This is a genomic window from Niallia laureatilytica (assembly GCF_046613985.1).
In the GTDB taxonomy this organism is placed as follows: domain Bacteria; phylum Bacillota; class Bacilli; order Bacillales; family Cytobacillaceae; genus Niallia.
The window spans coordinates 418,115-436,664 of record NZ_JBKKHP010000002.1 but is presented as its reverse complement, the minus strand read 5'-3'; the positions used below and the strand labels follow the sequence as shown (position 1 = coordinate 436,664).

Sequence of the window (18,550 nt, the reverse complement as noted above, 5' to 3'; positions counted from 1 at the left end):
GACAAAAGCGGTCTTATCATTGGTACAGCAGCTTTTCTTAGCTGAAAGAAAAACCGTTCCAACAATTGGATTTATTTACCTAATTACACAGTGAACTTGCGGATCAGCTCTTGCAGTTCCTCTGACATGTTTGCAAGTGATTTAGCTGAAGCTGTAACTTCCTCAAGGACAGCAATTTGCTGTTCTGTGCTTGCTGCAACACTTTCTGATGCAGAAGTGTTTTCTTTAGCGATATTTGCTAAGTTAAATGAAGTCGCAGTGACGGACTGTATTTCTCCATTAACACCTTTAACGATATGAGAGACTTCGTCCATTTTTGGTGCCATATTTTTGATTCCTTCAATAATGGCATTAAACTTGACGATTGCTTCTTGTGAAACCTCGATTCCTGTTTCAACACTTTCAGCAGCCTGCTTCATTTTATCAACAGTCTGTTCTGTACTTGTCTGAATATCTTTAATCAAACCAGTAATCTGTTTAGCAGATGTTTGCGACTGTTCTGCAAGCTTTCTTACTTCCTCAGCCACGACAGCAAATCCCTTGCCTTGCTCTCCAGCCCTTGCTGCTTCAATTGCGGCATTAAGTGCAAGCAGGTTTGTCTGTTCAGCGATTCCGCTGATTACATTGCTTATTTCATTTATTTCCTTAGAGCGATCGTTTAATGATTTTATCATTTGATCTGATTCGCTCACATGGTTATAAATAGTGGTCATTTGGTCCACTGTTTTTTTGACAGACTCTCCGCCCTCTATTGCATGATCTGCTGTCAATCTTGCTTCCTTATTGACCATTTCCACATTATTATAAATTGTATTTATGCCTTGTCCTACCTTTTCAATAGCTGCTGCTGTTTTTTCCATGCCAGTAGTCTGCACCTCTGCACCACTTGCAATCTGTTGAATAGAGGAGGCAACATGAACAGTTGCTGTTTTTGTTTCTTCTGAAGCTGCTGACAGCTCTTCAGCTGCTGCTGCCACCTGCTCTGTATTTGAATCTACTTGTGAAATCAGCCCCCGCAGTGATTCCTTCATATCGGAAAATGCTGTGCCAAGCTCGCCAATTTCGTCATGTGAAGACACTTCAATCGGCGCTGTTAAGTCTCCCTTGCTGATAACCTGTGCACTATTCTTCAGCTTCTGAAGCGGGCGGATGATTGAACGTGTAACAAGAATTGCAACAGCAATGCCAACTAGGATAGCAAAAATCTGAATAATTAACGATGACTTTACAATAGATGCTGATGCATTATCCACTTCACTTTTATACATCGTCCCGGCAATTTTCCAGCCAGTTAATTTGTTCGTTGTAAATGCCATGCTTTTCAGCTCACCATCAAGCTCATAGTTTTGATGTCCTGATTCACTTTCATACAGTGCAGACATGAAGCTGTCTTTTGCCTCAGAGCCGGACTCTTTCGATGGGTGATAAATATATTGTTTTCCCCTCCCAAGGATAAAGCCATAGCCTTCTTTACCGATTGTCACTTTTTGAGCAACTTCTTTTATCGAATCAACCTTTAAATTTATGCCAAGGATACCAGATCCATCAGCAAGCTTTTTGGAGATGGTAACAACCATTTCTCCGGAAGCTGATAAGTAAGCATCAGAAATCACTGTTTCTGTTGTTGGGTCTGCATTTTTATACCAATCTCTTTCCCTTGGGTCATAACCGTCCGGAAGCTTTTTAACTGGGTATTGAATCATCTCGCCATTCGCCGTGCCTACATAGATGCTGGCAGTCTCGGGATGGAGGGATGCATATTCATCAAGCCGTTTGCGTAAATCTGAATTCTCTTTTACGCTGTTTTTATTTACCGCAATGTTTTCAGCAAAAAATTCAGCATCTTTCACCTTTGGCTCTACAGTACTGTCTATATATTCGTTTAACAAGTTTACACTCGCCTCTGATGCATACGAGATTTGGTCTGAAATCGCCTTGTTTGCACTGAAATAGGAGACTGCTCCTATTGTTAGTACAGGTATAATGACTAACAGCAAAAAGGTGATTAATAGCTTCTTTTGAATCGTCATTTTCATCTTCTTTATTCTCTTTAAATTCCCCATGATGTCTCCTGCCCTTATCTTTTTATATCTTTCCACCCCCTATATCGACAAGTAATTTGGCAAATATATAAGAAAATATTCCTATTTCTTTTATTAAGTCTCTGGTAATCATTCATTCTTTGAGAACTCGGATAAAATCCCTATCATTGCATACCTTTTAGAAAGGCTATATAATCAGATGGATTTCATCATCTCCTCATCTTTAGGAGAGAACTAACAATAAAAGGAGCGCTGAAATTGAGTCACGCAATTATTAACGAGGCAAGTCAAAAAAGGAATTATCCCTTTATAACATTTATTCTATTTTGGTGCGGACTTACCTTGTTAACAAGTATGTACATTACCATTCCCTTAACCTCCGTCTTCTCAAAGGAATTCCACATTACTTTAGACCAGACATCCTGGATAGGCAGTTCGTTTTCTTTATGTTATGCTCTTGGCTGCTTACTGTATGGACCTATCTCCGATAAATATGGACGAAAGGTTCTTATGGTAGTCAGCATCAGTGTATTAACTGTTATTACATTTATGATTGGCTTTGTCCATTCCTATCATGCGCTCGTGGTTTTAAGGGCAATACAAGGACTTGTTGCTGCTGCATTTGCACCCATTTCCCTTGTTTATGCAGGCGAAATGTTTCCACCTAATAAAAGGGTCACAGTCGTTGGCTTTATCAGTACTGGATTATTGATGGCCGGCATCATCGGGCAGCTTTTTAGCGGCATTATTAATGAACTGCTCGGGTGGAATGCAATCTTTCTTATTTTAGGTGTTGTTTATCTGTTTTCTGCAGTGCTTGTCATTATAGCTCTGCCGAAAGAGGAGCAGGAAAAATCAACCGAGCATATTTGGAGCAAGTTTAAGCAGATAAAAAAGCTGTTTTATCAGCCACAGCTCCTGCTTTGCTTCTCGGTTACGTTCATGCTGTTATTTACATTAGTTGGTATGTACACTATTTTGGGCAGCTATTTATCCTCTCCGAAATTCGGTTTATCTAGTGACCAGATTTTGTATGTAAGAGCAGTTGGAATTATTGGGATGCTTATTGCTTTTTTTGTCGGATCCATTTCCAAGCGGTTTGGGGCATTGAACGTCATGAGAGCTGGCCTTGGCCTTTCCGCTGCTGGATTATTCTTGTTAGGTTTTTGCACCTCTCTGCCTGCAGTTGTCATTATGAGTGTTTTGTTTGTGACCGGAATTGCAGTAGTTTCACCTGTCATTATATCTTTAATCAGCCAAAAAGCAGGCAATGCGCGAGGAACAGCTATCTCATTTAATGCTTTCATTCTGTTTCTTGGAGCAAGTGCTGGTCCAATCGTATCTGTACAGCTGTTAAAAACAGGAATGCTGACAATGTCTTTCATCATTCTTAGTGTGTTTTTATTGATTGGTCTTGGGGTATCCTTCTTCCTTCGATCAGCAGCACCAGCACAAAGCAAATAATAACAAACAAGGAGACAGGGGCATCCTGTCTCCTTGTTTGTTTATATTTCTCCCTGCGTTTTCTTAAGAACAAAGTTCGCTTTCACTGCGCCGATTTTTTCCTTCCTTGCATTATAAACAGGCGCTTCTATATACTTAGACAGCTGTTTAAAAATTTGCTCATTACCTACCCCTAACTGCCTGAGCACTTCCATTGTGGCAACACTGACAGCTCTTGTCCCTCCATCTTCCACTTTAACAGCAATGCCGATTCCCTCCATCGTTAAACCAAGACATTGAACCGCTTCTGCTCCTGCCTTTGAAACAATCTGATTTCCAAATGCTTTCATTAAATCTGTATCAAACCGTTTCGTTCCGCCAACCATTTCCGGATAATTTATCATCCCATCCCTTATTCTTTCAAGAGCGCCTTCTCTTTTGTTTGAAGCATCAGGTTTGGCAAGCCTCGCATAACCAAGTGCTGCATGTAGTAAAGGCAGTTGATGGACAGGCACCCCGCATCCGTCCACACTGATTCTGATTTGCTCTTTTGGATAGGAGCATACTGCTTCGATTGCCTCAAGAATCCGCTGCTGAATAGGGTGGGTAATCTCGCGGTAGGATGCAATTTCTTCGTTCATATGGACCGCTGTTGCCAGCATGCCAGAATGTTTGCCAGAGCAGTTGCTGTAAACTGGTGTAACATCTTTGCCTGCTGTTAGTAATTTTTTATAGCTCGCCATATCCCAAGGTGTATGTGTCCCACATTGGAGGGCATCTTCCTTCAAACCAAGCTTGTCTAAAATATTAAGGACGGTGTGGCGATGATAGCTCTCACCGCTGTGTGAAGCACAGCTTAGTGCAAGTGCAGAACCATCATAAGCAAAGCGGTCTGCTGCACCAGTTTCTATAAGGGGAATAGCCTGGAACGGTTTCATGGATGACCGTGGAAATGTCAATCTGTTCGGATCTCCATAGGAGTAAATCAATTCTCCATCTCTATTGACAACAGCTATATGAATATCATGTGTGCTTTCAATATATGTGCCTCTATATACTAAAATCGGTGCTTCCACCTTCCATACGCCTCCATTCTCTAATGCCTGTGTATAGTCATTTTAATACAAGCTCACTCTTTTGTGTCGAAATATTATAAAAATTCTTCTTTGTTACCTCTCTTCTGTCAATTTATTGGTACGAATAATATTTTTATATGTTGAAACACTAAAAAAGCCATAATTAAATGGCAGAACCATATTCAGGAGGGATTTTCTTGGCGATACTTGTAACCATTATCTATACAATTATCAGGCTGCGAACGAGATTAGATTATTTATTAAATCATTCTGCCTATAAGCTGAACGGCTTTTTGAAGCTGTTTGCGGTTCCAAGTGTTTAAAGATACTTCTTTGCCTGAAATATAAAAAAAGCCTTGTCAAACTAGTCGTATAGACTAGCAAGACAGGCTTTTTTTATGAAATTATGATAAGCTTCTATCTTTTATTTGCTTGCCTACAGCATCGATAAATTGCATGAGCGATTGCTCCTTTATGTCCCTGCTGCCAAACTTGCGGACATTTACAGTTCCTGCTTGCGCTTCTTGGTCACCTAATACAAGAATATAAGGAATCTTTTGCAGCTGGGCATCTCGGATTTTATAGCCTAGCTTCTCTTCCCGCTGATCTAATTCAACAGAAATACCAGCTTGCTTCAAGGCGGATTGAACTTGTAAACAGTAGTCCAGATGTACATGTGAAACGGGAATGATTTTCACTTGGAGTGGTGCAAGCCAAACTGGAAAAGCTCCTTTGAAATGTTCAATTAGAATGCCAAAGAATCGGTCCAGACTTCCATAAACTGCCCTGTGAATAACAACTGGCCGAACCTTTTCATTGTTCTCATTTATATAGACAAGATCAAACTTTTCCGGCATTTGAAAATCTAGCTGAATTGTCGCACACTGATGACTTCTGTTTAATGCATCTTTAATATGAAAATCAATCTTCGGTCCATAAAATGCTCCATCGCCTTCATTTACCACATAGTTGATGTTTAAATTATCCAGCACTTGTTCAAGGGCATGCTCTGACGCTTCCCAAAGGCTGTCATCTCCTAAAGAATCCTCCGGTCTTGTTGACAGCTCCACACTATAATCAAATCCAAATGTGCTGTATACTTTATCAATCAGCGCAATTATGTCTTTGATTTCTGTTTGAATTTGATCCTCCCGCACAAAAATATGGGCATCATCTTGGCAAAATGTACGGACTCGAAGCATCCCGTTCAAGGCGCCACTGTATTCATGGCGATGAACTTGGCCGAACTCAGCTAGCCTGATTGGCAAATCTCTGTATGAATATAAATTATTTTTGTAAACAAGCATATGACCAGGACAATTCATCGGTTTCAGTGCAAAGGATTGATTGTCGACATCAGAGAAATACATATTATCTTTATAATGATCCCAGTGTCCTGATTGTTCCCATAGTCTTTGATTCATCATAAAAGGAGTGCGAACTTCCTCATAGTCCGATTCCTGCTGCAATTCTCTTGAGAATTTTTCCAGCTCATTGCGAATCCGCTGCCCTTTAGGCAAATAAAACGGCATGCCTGGAGCTTCTTCAGAAAACATAAATAAGCCTAGCTGCTTCCCTAATTTACGATGATCCCGATTCGCTGCCTCTTTTAAAAAGTGCATATAATCCGCTAAGTCCTGTTTATGAGCAAATGCTGTTCCATATACACGCTGAAGGGCTTCATTCTGACTATCTCCCTTCCAGTAGGCTCCAGAAACATTTGTTAACGCAAAAAACTTTAACATCCCTGTTTGCGGAAGATGAGGACCACGGCATAGATCCATAAATTCTCCTTGCTTATAAATGGAAATGATTTCATCGCTTGGTATTGCACTCAATAATTCTAACTTGTAGGATTCCTTCCTTTCGCGCCAAATTTTTTCTGCCTCATCAAAGGAAACTTCGATACGCTCAATCGGCAAATCTTCGTCGATGATTTTCCTCATTTCTGCTTCGATAGCTGACAAGTCACCAAGTGATAACGGTACCTCGCTTTTCACATCATAATAAAAACCATTTTCAATGACCGGACCTGTTGCTAACTCGACAGATGGATATAATCTTTTCAATGCCTGTGCCATAATATGTGCAGCAGTATGGCGCAAAACTCCTAGCCCTTCCATAGAATCAACAGTGATAATCGAAAGCTTAGCATCTTCCTCCAGTCGAGTAGCTAAATCTAGCAGCTGACCATTTATTTTTGCCGCTGCTGCTTTTTTGCACAAACTTAAGCTAATACTTTCTGCAATCTCCCCTGCTGTAGCTCCTTTTTTATATTCCTTCCATTTCCCATCCGGAAATTTCACTCTGATACATTGATTCTTCATCAGTCAATCAACTCCTATTAAAAATTTGTATAAAAAAAACACACTCATCCCTCTAACAAGGGACGAGTGCGTTTTATACCCGTGGTTCCACCCAATTTCCCGCAAAAATTTTGCGGCTTATTGTGCTTTAACGCAGCTAACGGTACCTTTTCTAAGGCACTGCTCCAAGGCGGTAAATCATTTTCCTAAGCCAGGAAGTTTCCAGCTTGCACTTCCCTCTCTGTAGACCGTAAAAATAATTCATGTCCTTTTCATCACTTTTTTATATAAAAAAATAAGCACACTCATCCCTCTAACAAGGGACGAGCGTGCTTATACCCGTGGTTCCACCCAATTTCCCGCAAAAACTTTTCGGCTTATTGTGCTTTAACGCAGCTAACGGTACCTTTTCTAAGGCACTGCTCCAAGGCGGTAAATCATTTTCCTAAGCCAGGAAGTTTCCAGCTTGCACTTCCCTCTCTGTAGACCGTAAAAATAATTCATGTCCTTTTCATCACTTTTTTATATAAAAAAATAAGCACACTACATCCCTCTAGCAAGGGACGAGCGTGCTTATACCCGTGGTTCCACCCAATTTCCCGCAAAAACTTTGCGGCTTATTGTGCTTTAACGCAGCATTGACGGCATTGGATACTATATTTCCCCAACACAGCTCAAAGGTGGTAAGATGTTAAAATCTGTTAGGAAGATTCCAGCTTGCACTTCCCTCTCTGTCAACTTTTTTAAACAACTCATGTCCTTATCTTCGCTTTAATAATTATTTAACATATTACCGTATATTCCCAAACGTTGCAATATCTATTTTATTTTTTCCAGCCCATTTTTTTTAATGACCAATATTTATTTCCATTTCATTCACATACACTGCTGTTCCTGTGACTTCTATGCCAAGTCCGTTATCTCCCTCTGACACCGTTACTAACACTGTGCCTGCACGGTTCATTTCCAAACCTTGCTCTATTATTAAATGCAATGGCTTTTTAGCCTGCTCTTTAATATAAGAAGCATAATAAGCACCCATCACTCCAGAGGCGGTGCCTGTGACAGGATCTTCCACTGTTTTAGAAAATGGCGAAGAAAAATGGCGGGCATGCATATCAGCGCCTTCCAGTTCTGTTTCGAGGCAAAAAGGATGCAAGGATGCCTTTGGATTCTCTGTCAAAATATTCGGGAACAATTGATTGTCCGGCTTCATCTTCTTAAACGCAGATAAGCTCCTGATAGGGATAAGCAGTGTCCATATTCCTGTACTGCCGTACATAATTGGCAGCTCTTCCGATAAATCATCTTCTTTTAAACCAATTGCCAAGGCTAGCTCTTTCTGGGAACCTCGAAATTCCATAAACTTTGGCTGTGCTTGCTTCATCGTTATGTACATTCTTCCTGAATTATCTACCTTTAGTTTAATCGGTAGTATGCCAGCTTTGGTTTCTATTGTTAACTCCTCTTTCGGAGGCAATAATCTCTGTTCGTAAAGGCCGTATAAACAGGCGATCGTCCCATGTCCGCATAAATCCATTTCATGGCCTGGTGTGAAGTAATTTATCTTCAGGTCTGCTTTGTCAGAGCTGGCAATAAATGCTGTTTCATTAAATCCAACCTTAAAGGCAACCTCTTGCATTTCCGACTTACTGCATAAATCTCCTGTGAAAACCACTCCAGCAGGATTGCCTTTGTCCGGCATGGTGCTGAATGCATCATAATGAAAAACTTTAACTGATTTCACGCTGCTCATCCCCTTTGCAATAGATTTAATCCTCTTCAAATACCTTCACTGTTTCATACTGAAAACAGACATATTCATAATTTTGCTTTTTATACATTTCCCTTGGTGTATCCTCACCATCTGCAAGCAGTATAACCGTCTTTTCGGGAAAGGACTTCATCACAAATTGCTGGAGATGTGCCGCGATTTGTTTTCGTTGAAATTCCGGCAGTACAAACAAACCATCAATCTCGACTGTTTGTTCTTTCAGGATTGCTACTAATCCGCCAGCAGGCACTCCATTATAATAAGCGATAACCTGCCCAAAAGCAGAATCCTTAAAGTGACTCCGATTATTTTCCTGCTTCATTGACGCAAACGCACTCCCGAAGACAAGGTCTTGCTGATAGTTTAATGTTAAAAAATCCTCAAGCTGATTTGCTCCGACATGAGCAATTTCTATTTCTTTTTTCATCTCATATCCTGGAAAATCTCGCGGATTTATTTTATACAACTCCGTAAATCCAGTGTCATAGCCTTCACTAGAAAGATTAGTTAATAATGAATCATCTAGCTTTTCATTCGGCGGAAACACAAACTTTACATGTTTTTGCCCTCTTGCAACATGATATTCCTGTAGATATTTTTCTGTATCGCTGAATTCCTTCTTATTTGGCATTTCCTTAAATGCAATAAAATTACTGTCATAACGACTGAGCATCTTCGGATCATGATAATGGCGAAACCTAGCAGTATCAAGAACTACTTCTCCTTCTTTATGTATGTCCATATATGTTATTTCCTTCAAACTTCTGCACCTACCTCTAATATTCGCGCGATAATATTATACAAATTCTGTAAAAAAATTAATATTTAAAATGCTATGTGTAATAATAAGAAACAGCGGCATTATGACAAGTTACTGTTTTTTCTATATACCAATTACCAATATACAAATAGGAAGCAGGCTGATCCTAAATTGAATAAAGTAACATTGGAAAGATTGTTATGGTCGATTGCTTTTCCTGGCTTTGGCCAGCTGTTAAATCACAAAATCTTAAAATCACTGCTTTTTATTTTGATGGAAATGGTCATTAACCGCCAATCCAATTTTAATCTTGCGATCATTTCCAGCTTCAATGGCCATTTTGATAAAGCAACGGAATATATTCACTTTCAATGGCTTATGTTTTATCCATGTCTGTATTTTTTTGCCATGTGGGATGCTGTAAGAGATACATATAAGGAAGGTTCTACTCCACCTTACGCCTTTCTTCCCTACGTATCATGTACGATTTTTGTAACCATCGGGCTGATTTATTCACAGAGATGGACCTTATTCGGCCTCTTGATTGGACCGATATTTATGCCGATTCTCTGTGTCATACCCGGTTTAGCAGTTGGACTTGCTGCAAAAGCATGGCTGCTAAAAAACAGAAGCAATCATTAGGAAGAATGCTGCTGTCCAAGCTAAGCTGCATTCTTTTTTATTGAAAACTCCTGTAAGTTATTTCCTTACCGCTTTAGTTTATCATAAAATTAGCAATTATCACTCTATTAAAACATAAGAATAACCCTGTTAAAAATATAACAGGGCACAAGCTCACTATTATTTTGTTACATGTTGCTCTGTACTCGCTCTAGTATGACCCCAATACTTTCCACTCCAGCTGTTGACCTGGTTGAATATGTGACAGTAGCTCGAGATCCTCCTCGATAACCTGACCAATGACATTAACCCGTTCATCTGCAGGAAGTTTTCGTAAGGCAATTTGAACTTCCCCTCGGTAGCGCCCATATAAGTCATTGTCCATTGTAATCATTCCCCGAAGCCGCTCCCCTGTATATTCAGGAGGTGCAGATTCATCATTCCTTGTATCCATTAAGCGCAGCACATCGCGGGCAAAATCGGGACGGATGCGATAAATTCCCCCTTGGAGAACGGAGGAATTTATACGAAGTGGGAGGATGCGATCTGAATGAAATTTCATCAGCTTCGCTAAAAGTTCCTTTCCTGATGCTGGATCTCCTATATACACATCATCTATTCCCACCTTCAACAGCTCAACTGCTGCTATAAAGGGATCTATATCACGATGGCTTTCCAGCGTTGGAAGCCCTTCAAAGATGGGGCCTCTTTTTTCCCCTACTCCTGGTATGAAGGCACATACTGGAATATTATATTGTTTAAATAAAGCGGTTTGCTTCTTGAAGAAGTTTTCATCTAAGCCAGTTTCACGGCGAGGATAAAAATTATGCCAAGCAATCAGCCTTTCACTCTCTAGTCCATTTGCAAGAAAACTTTTAAGCTCTATCCTTGAAATTGTACTTGCATTAAGGGCAATGTGGAATTGCTTTGACAGCTTAATAATCATATGCGAATCAAAGTCGTCAAGTCGAATTCCTGCTATGCCAAGATCCCTCAATTGTTCTAAATTTGCTATTCCTAAATGGCTGGGGGTTTTCAGAGACACATCTGCATAAACCTCGACTCCATTAGCTTTGGCTGTTGCAAGCAGTTTTTTTACCTTGCTAGCAAGATGCCCCTGTTCCTCAGGAAGATGCAATGAGGTGAATGCCTTTTTAACTCCTTGCATACTTGCTTCTATTAATCGACGTTCAGCGAGAGGATCATTTAAATAAAAGGAAATCCCAATCATTCGAATTCACTCGCCATTTCATCCTTAAATCCAAATAAAAATGTGAAAGCAAACCCTGCTGCATAAGCAATGATTAACCCGGCCAAGTATAGTAAAATCTGTTCGGCATGAACTAGAAAGGAAAGCGGTAATCCGGAAACGCCGACAGCAATGGTAGCAACTTTAAAATAAGCTTGAAATGCGCCGCCTATTCCTGCTCCAAGGCAAGCTGTCAAAAATGGCCTGCCAAGGGGAAGTGTCACCCCGAAAATCAACGGCTCCCCGATACCGAGCAAACCGGACGGCAAGGAACCGCCAATCGCTCGTTTTAAGCGTGTTTTTTTCGTTTTTAAATAGATGGCAAATGCTGCACCTACCTGGCCTGCTCCGCCCATTGCTAAAATCGGCAGCAGAGGATCATCCCCAATTGCATTTATTAGTTCAAGATGAACAGGAGTTAACCCTTGGTGCAAGCCTGTTACAACTAACGGCAAAAATGCAGCTCCTAACACAAAGCCGGCTACAACTCCGCCCATATCCAAAACAGCGAGCAAGCCTTTTGTAATTCCATCTGAGATAATGCCCCCGATTGGCATGAACACGAGATAGGTGATAATTCCTGTTATTAATAAAGCTACTGTTGGAGTTATGATAATATCAAGGGACTGCGGCACAAAGCGGCGGACATGTTTTTCGACAATGGCAATGAAGATGGCTGCAAACAAAACACCAATTAATCCGCCCCGTCCAGGCAGCAGTTCTTCTCCAAAAAGAGTTATTCCAGCGACAGACGGATTAATGATTAAAATGCCGGCAACTCCCCCTAATGCAGGTGAACCGCCAAATTCCTTCGCTGCATTTATGCCGACTAAAATGCCTAGATAGGTAAATAAGCCGCCTCCGATCACTGTTAATATCAGCGCAAATTGCGACTCTGCCGCAAGCCAGCCGCCTTGTACAACAGCTTTCGTAATTCCTGTAATTAATCCTGATGCTACAAGGGCGGGGATTAGCGGAATGAAAATATTGGCGATTTTTCGTAAGAACAGTTTGACAGGAGTAGCGTTTTTCGCTTTTAACTCTGATTTTTTCTGTGCTGCTAGCTCTTCTAGATTTACTTCGCCTGATGAGGATAGAAGCCCTCCAAATGCTTCAGTAACCTTATTAACTTTCCCAGGTCCTATAATGATTTGCAGTGTCTCATCCTCAACCAGCCCTAATACACCATCGATTTTTTTTATTGCTTCTTTATCTACAACAGCAAAATTAACAGGCGTTACACGCAGGCGAGTCATACAGTGTGTATAAGCTGCTATATTAGCAGGACCGCCCAGCTGTTCTAAGATTTTTTGCGCTAAAACATGATTTTCCCCGGACATTTTAGTTCCCCCTCTTTATTCTCATTTGAAACAACTAAAAATGAAACCGCTTTAATTTTTCCGTATAAGAAGACAGCCTTGTTGCCGTCTCAATATTATTCACTCGGTAGCGTAGTTGTGCTATTCTTCCTTGCCACCTGCTAAGTTAACCGCTTTTCTTACATAACCGCCCGCTGTGCCGAGAAGTTCCTTCGCTTCTTTGTATTCTTTATTCGTTTTTAGCATCACAATTGCCGTTTTCACTTCGTTTTGGGCGTTTTCCAGTGCCTCTTTAGCATGATCATAGCTTGCCCCTGTAGTTTTACAGATGATGTTGATTGCTCTTTCTTTTAATTTATAATTGCTCACATGCACATCTACCATTAAGTTTTCATAGGCTTTCCCAAGCTGAATCATTGTAGCTGTTGAAATCATATTCAATATCATCTTTTGTGCGGTTGCTGCTTTTAGTCTTGTCGAACCAGTGAGCACTTCCGGCCCTACGACCACTTCTATACTGTGGTCAGCAGCCTCGCTGATAACGGACTGATTATTGCATGAGAGCGCGATTGCTTTCGCTCCAACACTTCGCGCAAACAAGAGCGCACCTGTTACATATGGAGTACGTCCGCTCGCAGCAGTTCCAATCACTGTATCATAGGCTGTTAAGCTAATATCTTTTAAATCTTGTGCTCCAAGCTCCTCTTTGTCCTCTGCTCCTTCAACAGCAGTGACAAATGCCTTTTCCCCTCCGGCTATTATCCCTTGAACTAACCCTGGGGCAGTACTGAAAGTCGGCGGGCATTCGACTGCATCCAAAACACCAAGTCGACCACTTGTGCCGGCCCCAATATAAATAAGGCGGCCGCCATTCTTAATAGACTCACAGGCAAATTGAACAGCCTTTTCAACATCTGGAAGCACTTGCTGTACTGCGAGGGCAACCTTTTGATCCTCTTCGTTCATAAGCTTCAAGATATCTATCGTCTTTGCTGTGTCTATATGCATTGTTTGATCATTTCGAGATTCTGTAGTTAGTAACTTGAGCTTCTGATCCATACGTTAGTCCTCCATTCTTGGTTACCATTTTATTATAGGATTATTGAAACTTAATTTCAATAATTAATTTATTTTTATAAAACATTAGTTCAATTTATGTCATAAAAAAAAGAAACTAGCATAGATGGCTAGTTTCTTATGTTCATTTGGAAAGTACCGTACAGCTAAACGAAGCATATGTTCGATTTTTATCGCACTTAAACGAAGAGATGAAGATTCTAAATTTTCATACTATTATTATAAAATAAATCAAAATATAAGTCTATATTTAATTTTTTTATTATTTTAGGATAAATATACCGGCCGGAAACTAAATAAAAGGAAAAGGTAATGAAATGAACATAACTGTATGGAATGCCAATTTAAAAATACGGCTTTTTGGAGAAGCTCTTTTCAACTTATTGTACTGGATGTATTTTCCCTTTATCGCTGTTTACTTCAGCAGCGCACTTGGCAGTCAGTTAGCAGGGTTGCTTATGACAGTTCCTCCCCTTACAGCAATTGCATTCAGCATGATTGGCGGTGATTTAGCCGACCGTTTTGGGAGAAAGCCTGTAATGCTTACAGGGTGCTGCTTAAAAGCGCTCATGTTTGCTGTTTTTGCCTTATCCTCCTCCCACTGGCTAGACTATCTTTGTTTTATTGGCATCGGAATCGGCGGGGCAATTTATAGTCCTGCAAGTGATGCCATGGTAGCGGATTTGACTACACAGAAGAATAGGCGTCAAGTATTTGCTGTCTTTATCACAGCTAACAATATTGGAGCTGTATTAGGACCTGCAATCGGGGCAACCCTTTTTTTCCAGTACAGAACAGAATTACTATGGGCCTGTATGCTCATTATGGCCATCTACAGTGTTGCCATCTTTTATGCCATAAAAGAAACTGTGCCGGCAGCTGCAAATAGTCATCAAGGTTCTCGAGGTATTTGGAATACATTCCTTAACCAGTGGAAAGCATACAGGACCTTACTCTCTGACAAAGTATTTGTGCTTTATATTGCAGCAGGAGTTTTTGCGATTATAGCTATTATGCAGCTTGATCTTTATTTAGCAATTTATGTGACAGAGTTTGTGCACCTCCAAACGGTGTTGACAGTCAATGACTGGTCCTTTACACTGTCTGGCACAGAAGCCTTCGGCTGGATGCTCGGCTTAAACGGGCTGATGTTTGTCCTCTTTGTTCTTCCATCTGCCAAATGGCTTAAAGATTGGAAAGACCGCGATATTTTTATGCTTTCCTCTTTTTTAGCAGGCATTGGAATGTTCGCCGTCGGGCTGACAACAAATATTTGGCTTTTAATGCTGTTTACCGTTATCTTTACCTTCGGAGAAATTATTCGCTCTCCTGTGATGAATAATTTTGTGAGTGAATATGCACCCCAAGAATCGCGCGGCTTATATATGGGAGCCTCTAAATTGCAATTTACCATTGGCAGGTTCTTAGCTCCCTTTGCTGTAATTGTTGCAGACTGGATGATGCCTATCCTTGTGTTCGGTTTAATCTTTCTCTCAGCACTTGTTAGTGTGTTCCTTTACTTCTATGTATTCAAGCTCATATCGAAAAAGCTGCCCGCTTAAAGCAACAAAAAGGGAGGCATATCCATGCCTCCCTTAAAAATTACCTATTAAACTAGTTCAGGCAGCTCCATTTCCAGCACAGCTGCTGTGTGAACATGGCGGAAATATTTACTGTTTCCTCTGCTGTCTCCTTGCAAATATCCATAAAAGAATCCTGATACCCATGCTGCATAATTGAAGCTAAGCTGGTCTGCTCTGCTGAAATTCTTCACCAGCTTCCACCACTGCTCCATTAATTGCATCACGTCAGGAGAATGTGTTTTTCGAAGGATTACACTGCTTTCAATCAAGCCGTTATGTTTAGGGTAATACTCCTCTTTATATTTCGCCAGCTGATCCCTGATAATTTCTTCATTGTCGCACCCTTGCTTTATACACTCGTTCGCTTCCTCATAAATGCAGTCACTTAGTGGATGCTTAAAGGTATACAGCGGTCTGTCGCCTAGCAGAAAGTACTGCTCAATCAGCTCATCGATATCTCCAGTTATCTCCATACTCCCATCTACCCAAATACTGAATTCATATTCAGGCAAAAAGAAATGCGGCATGATTTTAACCTGCCGGCACTGCCTTTCAATATCCAAGTCGCTTGGAGGAAGAGGCCTTATTTGCCATGTAGATGAAATAAGTGCTGGATCATCTGTAAAGCATATATAGTCACACTGATTAGATTTAATTGCCGGCTCCTTTAATTCGTCATCGCCTTTCGTTATCGCTGTATAGATTACCACCCTTTTTTTCATTTGCCTTCTCCTTCCCTTTCTACTAAAAACAACGAAAAATTTCTCAATATTCAATTAATCACTTATTATAGCATAATTGATTTTTTTGCACTATTATGTAGCCTTTTTATTCCAGAATCTTTTTTTCATACTGATTCTAGTAATTAACCGTTTATTCACAGAGCGAAACTTCTTTTTTATTTTTCAAATTCCTCCAGTTTTTCACCCCTTACAAGTATTTATTCAAGAAGAAGGAACTCCATGCATGGACAATCGCCTTAAGGAAAAAAGAGGAAAAATTACACCTCTATATTTTAATTTAACTCTGTCGATATATGTATTAGCTTCAGGAATTTATCTTACTTAAAAGGAGAATATACATTGAAACTGCTTAAGAACTTATCTATTACAAAGAAGCTGTTCATTATCATCTTAGTAAGTGCTCTTGCACTCGGATCAGTCGGCTTTTTAGGATTAAATTATATCCGTGTCATGGCAAAGGACACAGAGATTATGTACAAGGAGAATTTACTGCCAGTAACAGACATGCTGCAGATCAGGATAAATACAAGGGCGAGCAGCGCATATACATTAGAATTGCTGCTGACGACTGACGAAAGCAAAAATAAAGAATTGCACGAGGAAATTACTTCTGCTTGGGAAGAAATTGATGCACTTGTTGCGGAAATTGAGAGCGGAAACTTAATGTCTGATGAACAAAAACTGCTCGAGCAGTTTAAAGAACAAATCACTGCATTATCTGCCGCAAGAGATAAGGTTGTCGAATTGGCCCTTGCCAACAAAAATGAAGAAGGCTATGACCTTTACTTAAAAGAAGTAGAACCAAACAGAGCGAAGGTTAATAATACGCTTAAAGAACTTGCAAACACAAAAACACAGTATGCAGAAAATATTTACAGCAAAAGCAAAGATAGCTTAAAAACAGTTACGATTTTTGTTGCTGCAGTCATCATTGTCGGCTTACTGCTGCTAATCGGATTAAGTATTCTGATTGGACGAATGATTATCAATCCTGTGAAGGAAGTAAAAGAGCTTCTTTCTCTTGCTGAAAACGGAGATTTCACAGTAAAAGGCAGTTATCAATCACGTGATGAGATTGGTCAGCTGTCAGAGTCCTTTAATCATATGACATCAAAGCTGCAATCTGTATTCAGCACTGTATATGATTCTTCTCAGCAGGTTGCAGCCGCTTCAGAGGAATTAAGTGCTAGCGCGGAGGAAAACAGCAAAGCAAGCGAGCATATAACTCTTACTGTACAAGAGCTTTCCGCTGGAACAGACAAACAAGTAGATAAGGTGGAAGACAGTGCACATATTATCAGTGACATAACAGCTTATACGAAAACAATTGCTGATAACACGGAAAAAATAACAAAAGATGTTCTGCACGCATCTCAAGTGTCTACTGAAGGAAACGAAGCAATTGCAGAAGTTAACACACAAATGAATTCTATTTATGCAAATGTTAACAGCTTATCAGAAGCTGTCAGAAGCTTGAAGGAACGTTCAAATGAAATTGGAGAAATCACAAATGTTATCACTGGCATTTCAGCGCAAACAAATCTGTTGGCATTAAACGCTGCCATTGAGGCGGCTAGAGCTGGTGAGCACGGCAAAGGCTTCGCTGTTGTCGCAGATGAAGTCAGAAAGCTTGCAGAGGAATCAACTAATTCAACAGAACAAATTTCAAAATTGATTCAATTAATTCAAAAGGATACTGAGCATACATTGGAAACAATGGAAAGAGCATCTCACGAGGTTCATTCAGGACTGAATGTTGTTCATTCTGCCGGCACCTCTTTCCAAAAAATCGAAACTGCCGTAAATAGTGTTGTATCCCAAATTGAAGATATATCAGAAGCCTTGAATAAGCTTGCAAAAGGAACCGAAACTGTCCATGCATCGATATTTGATGTAAGTGGTGTCGCGAAAGATTCAGCTGCCATCACCCAAAATATCTCTGCTGCTACACAGGAACAGCTTGCTTCTATGGAAGAAATCACTTCTTCGTCCCAGGCACTTGCTCTTTTAGCAGATGATCTGCAAACAATCATTAAGCAGTTTAAAATATAAAAAACATGTCCCGAGCTTATTGCTTCGGGACATGTTTTTTATTTTCATGGTCAAGCAGCCATTCCTTCCTCCATAACCCACCTGCATATCCGGTTAAACTTCCGTTGCTGCCGATAATCCGGTGACAAGGGATAACAATACATAGCTTATTTCTGCCATTTGCACTGCCGACAGCCCTGATTGCTTTTTCATTGCCGATACTGACGGCAATTTCTTTATAGGAACCCGTATTTCCGTAGGAAATGTCCATTAATGCTGTCCACACATTTTTTTGAAAATTAGTTCCCTCTATAATGTAGGGAAAACTAAATGTTTCAAGCTCGCCATTAAAATACTGATCAAGCTGCTCATAGCAGTCTGTTAATGGTTTCGGTATGTCCTCTGTCAGCGGATATTGCAAGCTGTCTCTTTCTGTAAACAAAACAGAATATACTCCAGCCTTTGTACCTGTTATTTCGATAAGGCCGATTGGCGATTGATAGTCGATAATAAACCTTTCATTCAT

At 40.3% G+C, this 18,550-nt stretch carries 15 protein-coding genes and 3 other annotated features; of the genes, 5 read left to right on the top strand and 10 right to left on the bottom strand.

The genetic code is table 11. The features are described from left to right. Window positions 1–83: 83 nt before the first annotated feature. The gene (locus tag ACLIJJ_RS07290; protein ID WP_237941085.1) at window positions 84–2,063 is read right to left on the bottom strand and encodes a methyl-accepting chemotaxis protein; all 1,980 of its coding nucleotides are present in this window, start codon (window positions 2,061–2,063) and stop codon (window positions 84–86) included. A 237-nt stretch (window positions 2,064–2,300) separates the two neighbouring features. Between ACLIJJ_RS07290 and ACLIJJ_RS07285 the strand changes: the two genes are divergently transcribed. Beyond that, window positions 2,301–3,506: an MFS transporter gene (locus ACLIJJ_RS07285; protein ID WP_411410722.1), complete on the top strand. Its 1,206-nt coding sequence runs from the start codon at window positions 2,301–2,303 to the stop codon at window positions 3,504–3,506. A gap of 41 nt (window positions 3,507–3,547) precedes the next feature. On the opposite strand, the gene ACLIJJ_RS07280 is transcribed toward ACLIJJ_RS07285, so the two are convergent. Beyond that, on the bottom strand, window positions 3,548–4,561 hold the full coding sequence (locus ACLIJJ_RS07280) for an asparaginase (RefSeq protein ID WP_411410721.1): 1,014 nt from the start codon (window positions 4,559–4,561) through the stop codon (window positions 3,548–3,550). Window positions 4,562–4,758: 197 nt separating this feature from the next. Here ACLIJJ_RS07280 and ACLIJJ_RS07275 point away from each other — a divergent pair, with 197 nt between their 5' ends. Next, window positions 4,759–4,884 (top strand): hypothetical protein, encoded by a 126-nt coding sequence (locus ACLIJJ_RS07275; protein ID WP_267913469.1) that lies wholly within the window; start codon window positions 4,759–4,761, stop codon window positions 4,882–4,884. Between the two features lie 81 nt (window positions 4,885–4,965). On the opposite strand, the gene thrS is transcribed toward ACLIJJ_RS07275, so the two are convergent. The 3 genes from thrS to ACLIJJ_RS07260 form a co-directional block, all read right to left on the bottom strand. Beyond that, the gene (gene thrS, locus ACLIJJ_RS07270) at window positions 4,966–6,888 is read right to left on the bottom strand and encodes a threonine--tRNA ligase (protein WP_411410720.1); all 1,923 of its coding nucleotides are present in this window, start codon (window positions 6,886–6,888) and stop codon (window positions 4,966–4,968) included. A 55-nt stretch (window positions 6,889–6,943) separates the two neighbouring features. After that, window positions 6,944–7,152: a binding site (T-box leader), on the bottom strand. Window positions 7,153–7,183: 31 nt separating this feature from the next. Then, window positions 7,184–7,391: a binding site (T-box leader), on the bottom strand. 32 nt (window positions 7,392–7,423) lie between these two features. After that, window positions 7,424–7,643, bottom strand: a binding site (T-box leader). A 71-nt stretch (window positions 7,644–7,714) separates the two neighbouring features. Continuing rightward, entirely contained in the window at window positions 7,715–8,614 is a 900-nt protein-coding gene (locus ACLIJJ_RS07265; RefSeq protein ID WP_411410719.1) for a PhzF family phenazine biosynthesis isomerase, read from the bottom strand. Between the two features lie 25 nt (window positions 8,615–8,639). Beyond that, complete coding sequence (locus tag ACLIJJ_RS07260; protein WP_411410718.1) at window positions 8,640–9,383, bottom strand: GNAT family N-acetyltransferase; 744 nt, start codon at window positions 9,381–9,383, stop codon at window positions 8,640–8,642. A 189-nt stretch (window positions 9,384–9,572) separates the two neighbouring features. Here ACLIJJ_RS07260 and ACLIJJ_RS07255 point away from each other — a divergent pair, with 189 nt between their 5' ends. Then, window positions 9,573–10,043, top strand: coding sequence for a hypothetical protein (locus ACLIJJ_RS07255; RefSeq protein WP_411410717.1), 471 nt, complete (start codon window positions 9,573–9,575; stop codon window positions 10,041–10,043). 190 nt (window positions 10,044–10,233) lie between these two features. Here ACLIJJ_RS07255 and ACLIJJ_RS07250 read toward each other — a convergent pair whose 3' ends face one another. The 3 genes from ACLIJJ_RS07250 to murQ all read right to left on the bottom strand — a co-directional run bounded on the left by ACLIJJ_RS07250 (window position 10,234) and on the right by murQ (window position 13,649). Then, window positions 10,234–11,253, bottom strand: coding sequence for a MupG family TIM beta-alpha barrel fold protein (locus ACLIJJ_RS07250; RefSeq protein ID WP_411410716.1), 1,020 nt, complete (start codon window positions 11,251–11,253; stop codon window positions 10,234–10,236). Next, window positions 11,250–12,611: a PTS transporter subunit EIIC gene (locus ACLIJJ_RS07245; RefSeq protein WP_411410715.1), complete on the bottom strand. Its 1,362-nt coding sequence runs from the start codon at window positions 12,609–12,611 to the stop codon at window positions 11,250–11,252. Before ACLIJJ_RS07245 ends, ACLIJJ_RS07250 begins: the two co-directional genes overlap by 4 nt. A 120-nt stretch (window positions 12,612–12,731) precedes the next feature. Next, entirely contained in the window at window positions 12,732–13,649 is a 918-nt protein-coding gene (gene murQ, locus ACLIJJ_RS07240) for an N-acetylmuramic acid 6-phosphate etherase (RefSeq protein ID WP_411410714.1), read from the bottom strand. Between the two features lie 335 nt (window positions 13,650–13,984). Here murQ and ACLIJJ_RS07235 point away from each other — a divergent pair, with 335 nt between their 5' ends. After that, complete coding sequence (locus ACLIJJ_RS07235) at window positions 13,985–15,229, top strand: MDR family MFS transporter (protein WP_411410713.1); 1,245 nt, start codon at window positions 13,985–13,987, stop codon at window positions 15,227–15,229. 47 nt (window positions 15,230–15,276) lie between these two features. On the opposite strand, the gene ACLIJJ_RS07230 is transcribed toward ACLIJJ_RS07235, so the two are convergent. Then, entirely contained in the window at window positions 15,277–15,972 is a 696-nt protein-coding gene (locus tag ACLIJJ_RS07230) for a glycosyltransferase domain-containing protein (RefSeq protein ID WP_237941077.1), read from the bottom strand. A gap of 360 nt (window positions 15,973–16,332) precedes the next feature. Here ACLIJJ_RS07230 and ACLIJJ_RS07225 point away from each other — a divergent pair, with 360 nt between their 5' ends. Further along, on the top strand, window positions 16,333–18,045 hold the full coding sequence (locus tag ACLIJJ_RS07225) for a methyl-accepting chemotaxis protein (RefSeq protein ID WP_237941075.1): 1,713 nt from the start codon (window positions 16,333–16,335) through the stop codon (window positions 18,043–18,045). A 16-nt stretch (window positions 18,046–18,061) separates the two neighbouring features. Here the strand turns inward: ACLIJJ_RS07225 and ACLIJJ_RS07220 are convergent, their stop codons facing one another. Beyond that, entirely contained in the window at window positions 18,062–18,550 is a 489-nt protein-coding gene (locus ACLIJJ_RS07220; protein WP_233317093.1) for a methylated-DNA--[protein]-cysteine S-methyltransferase, read from the bottom strand.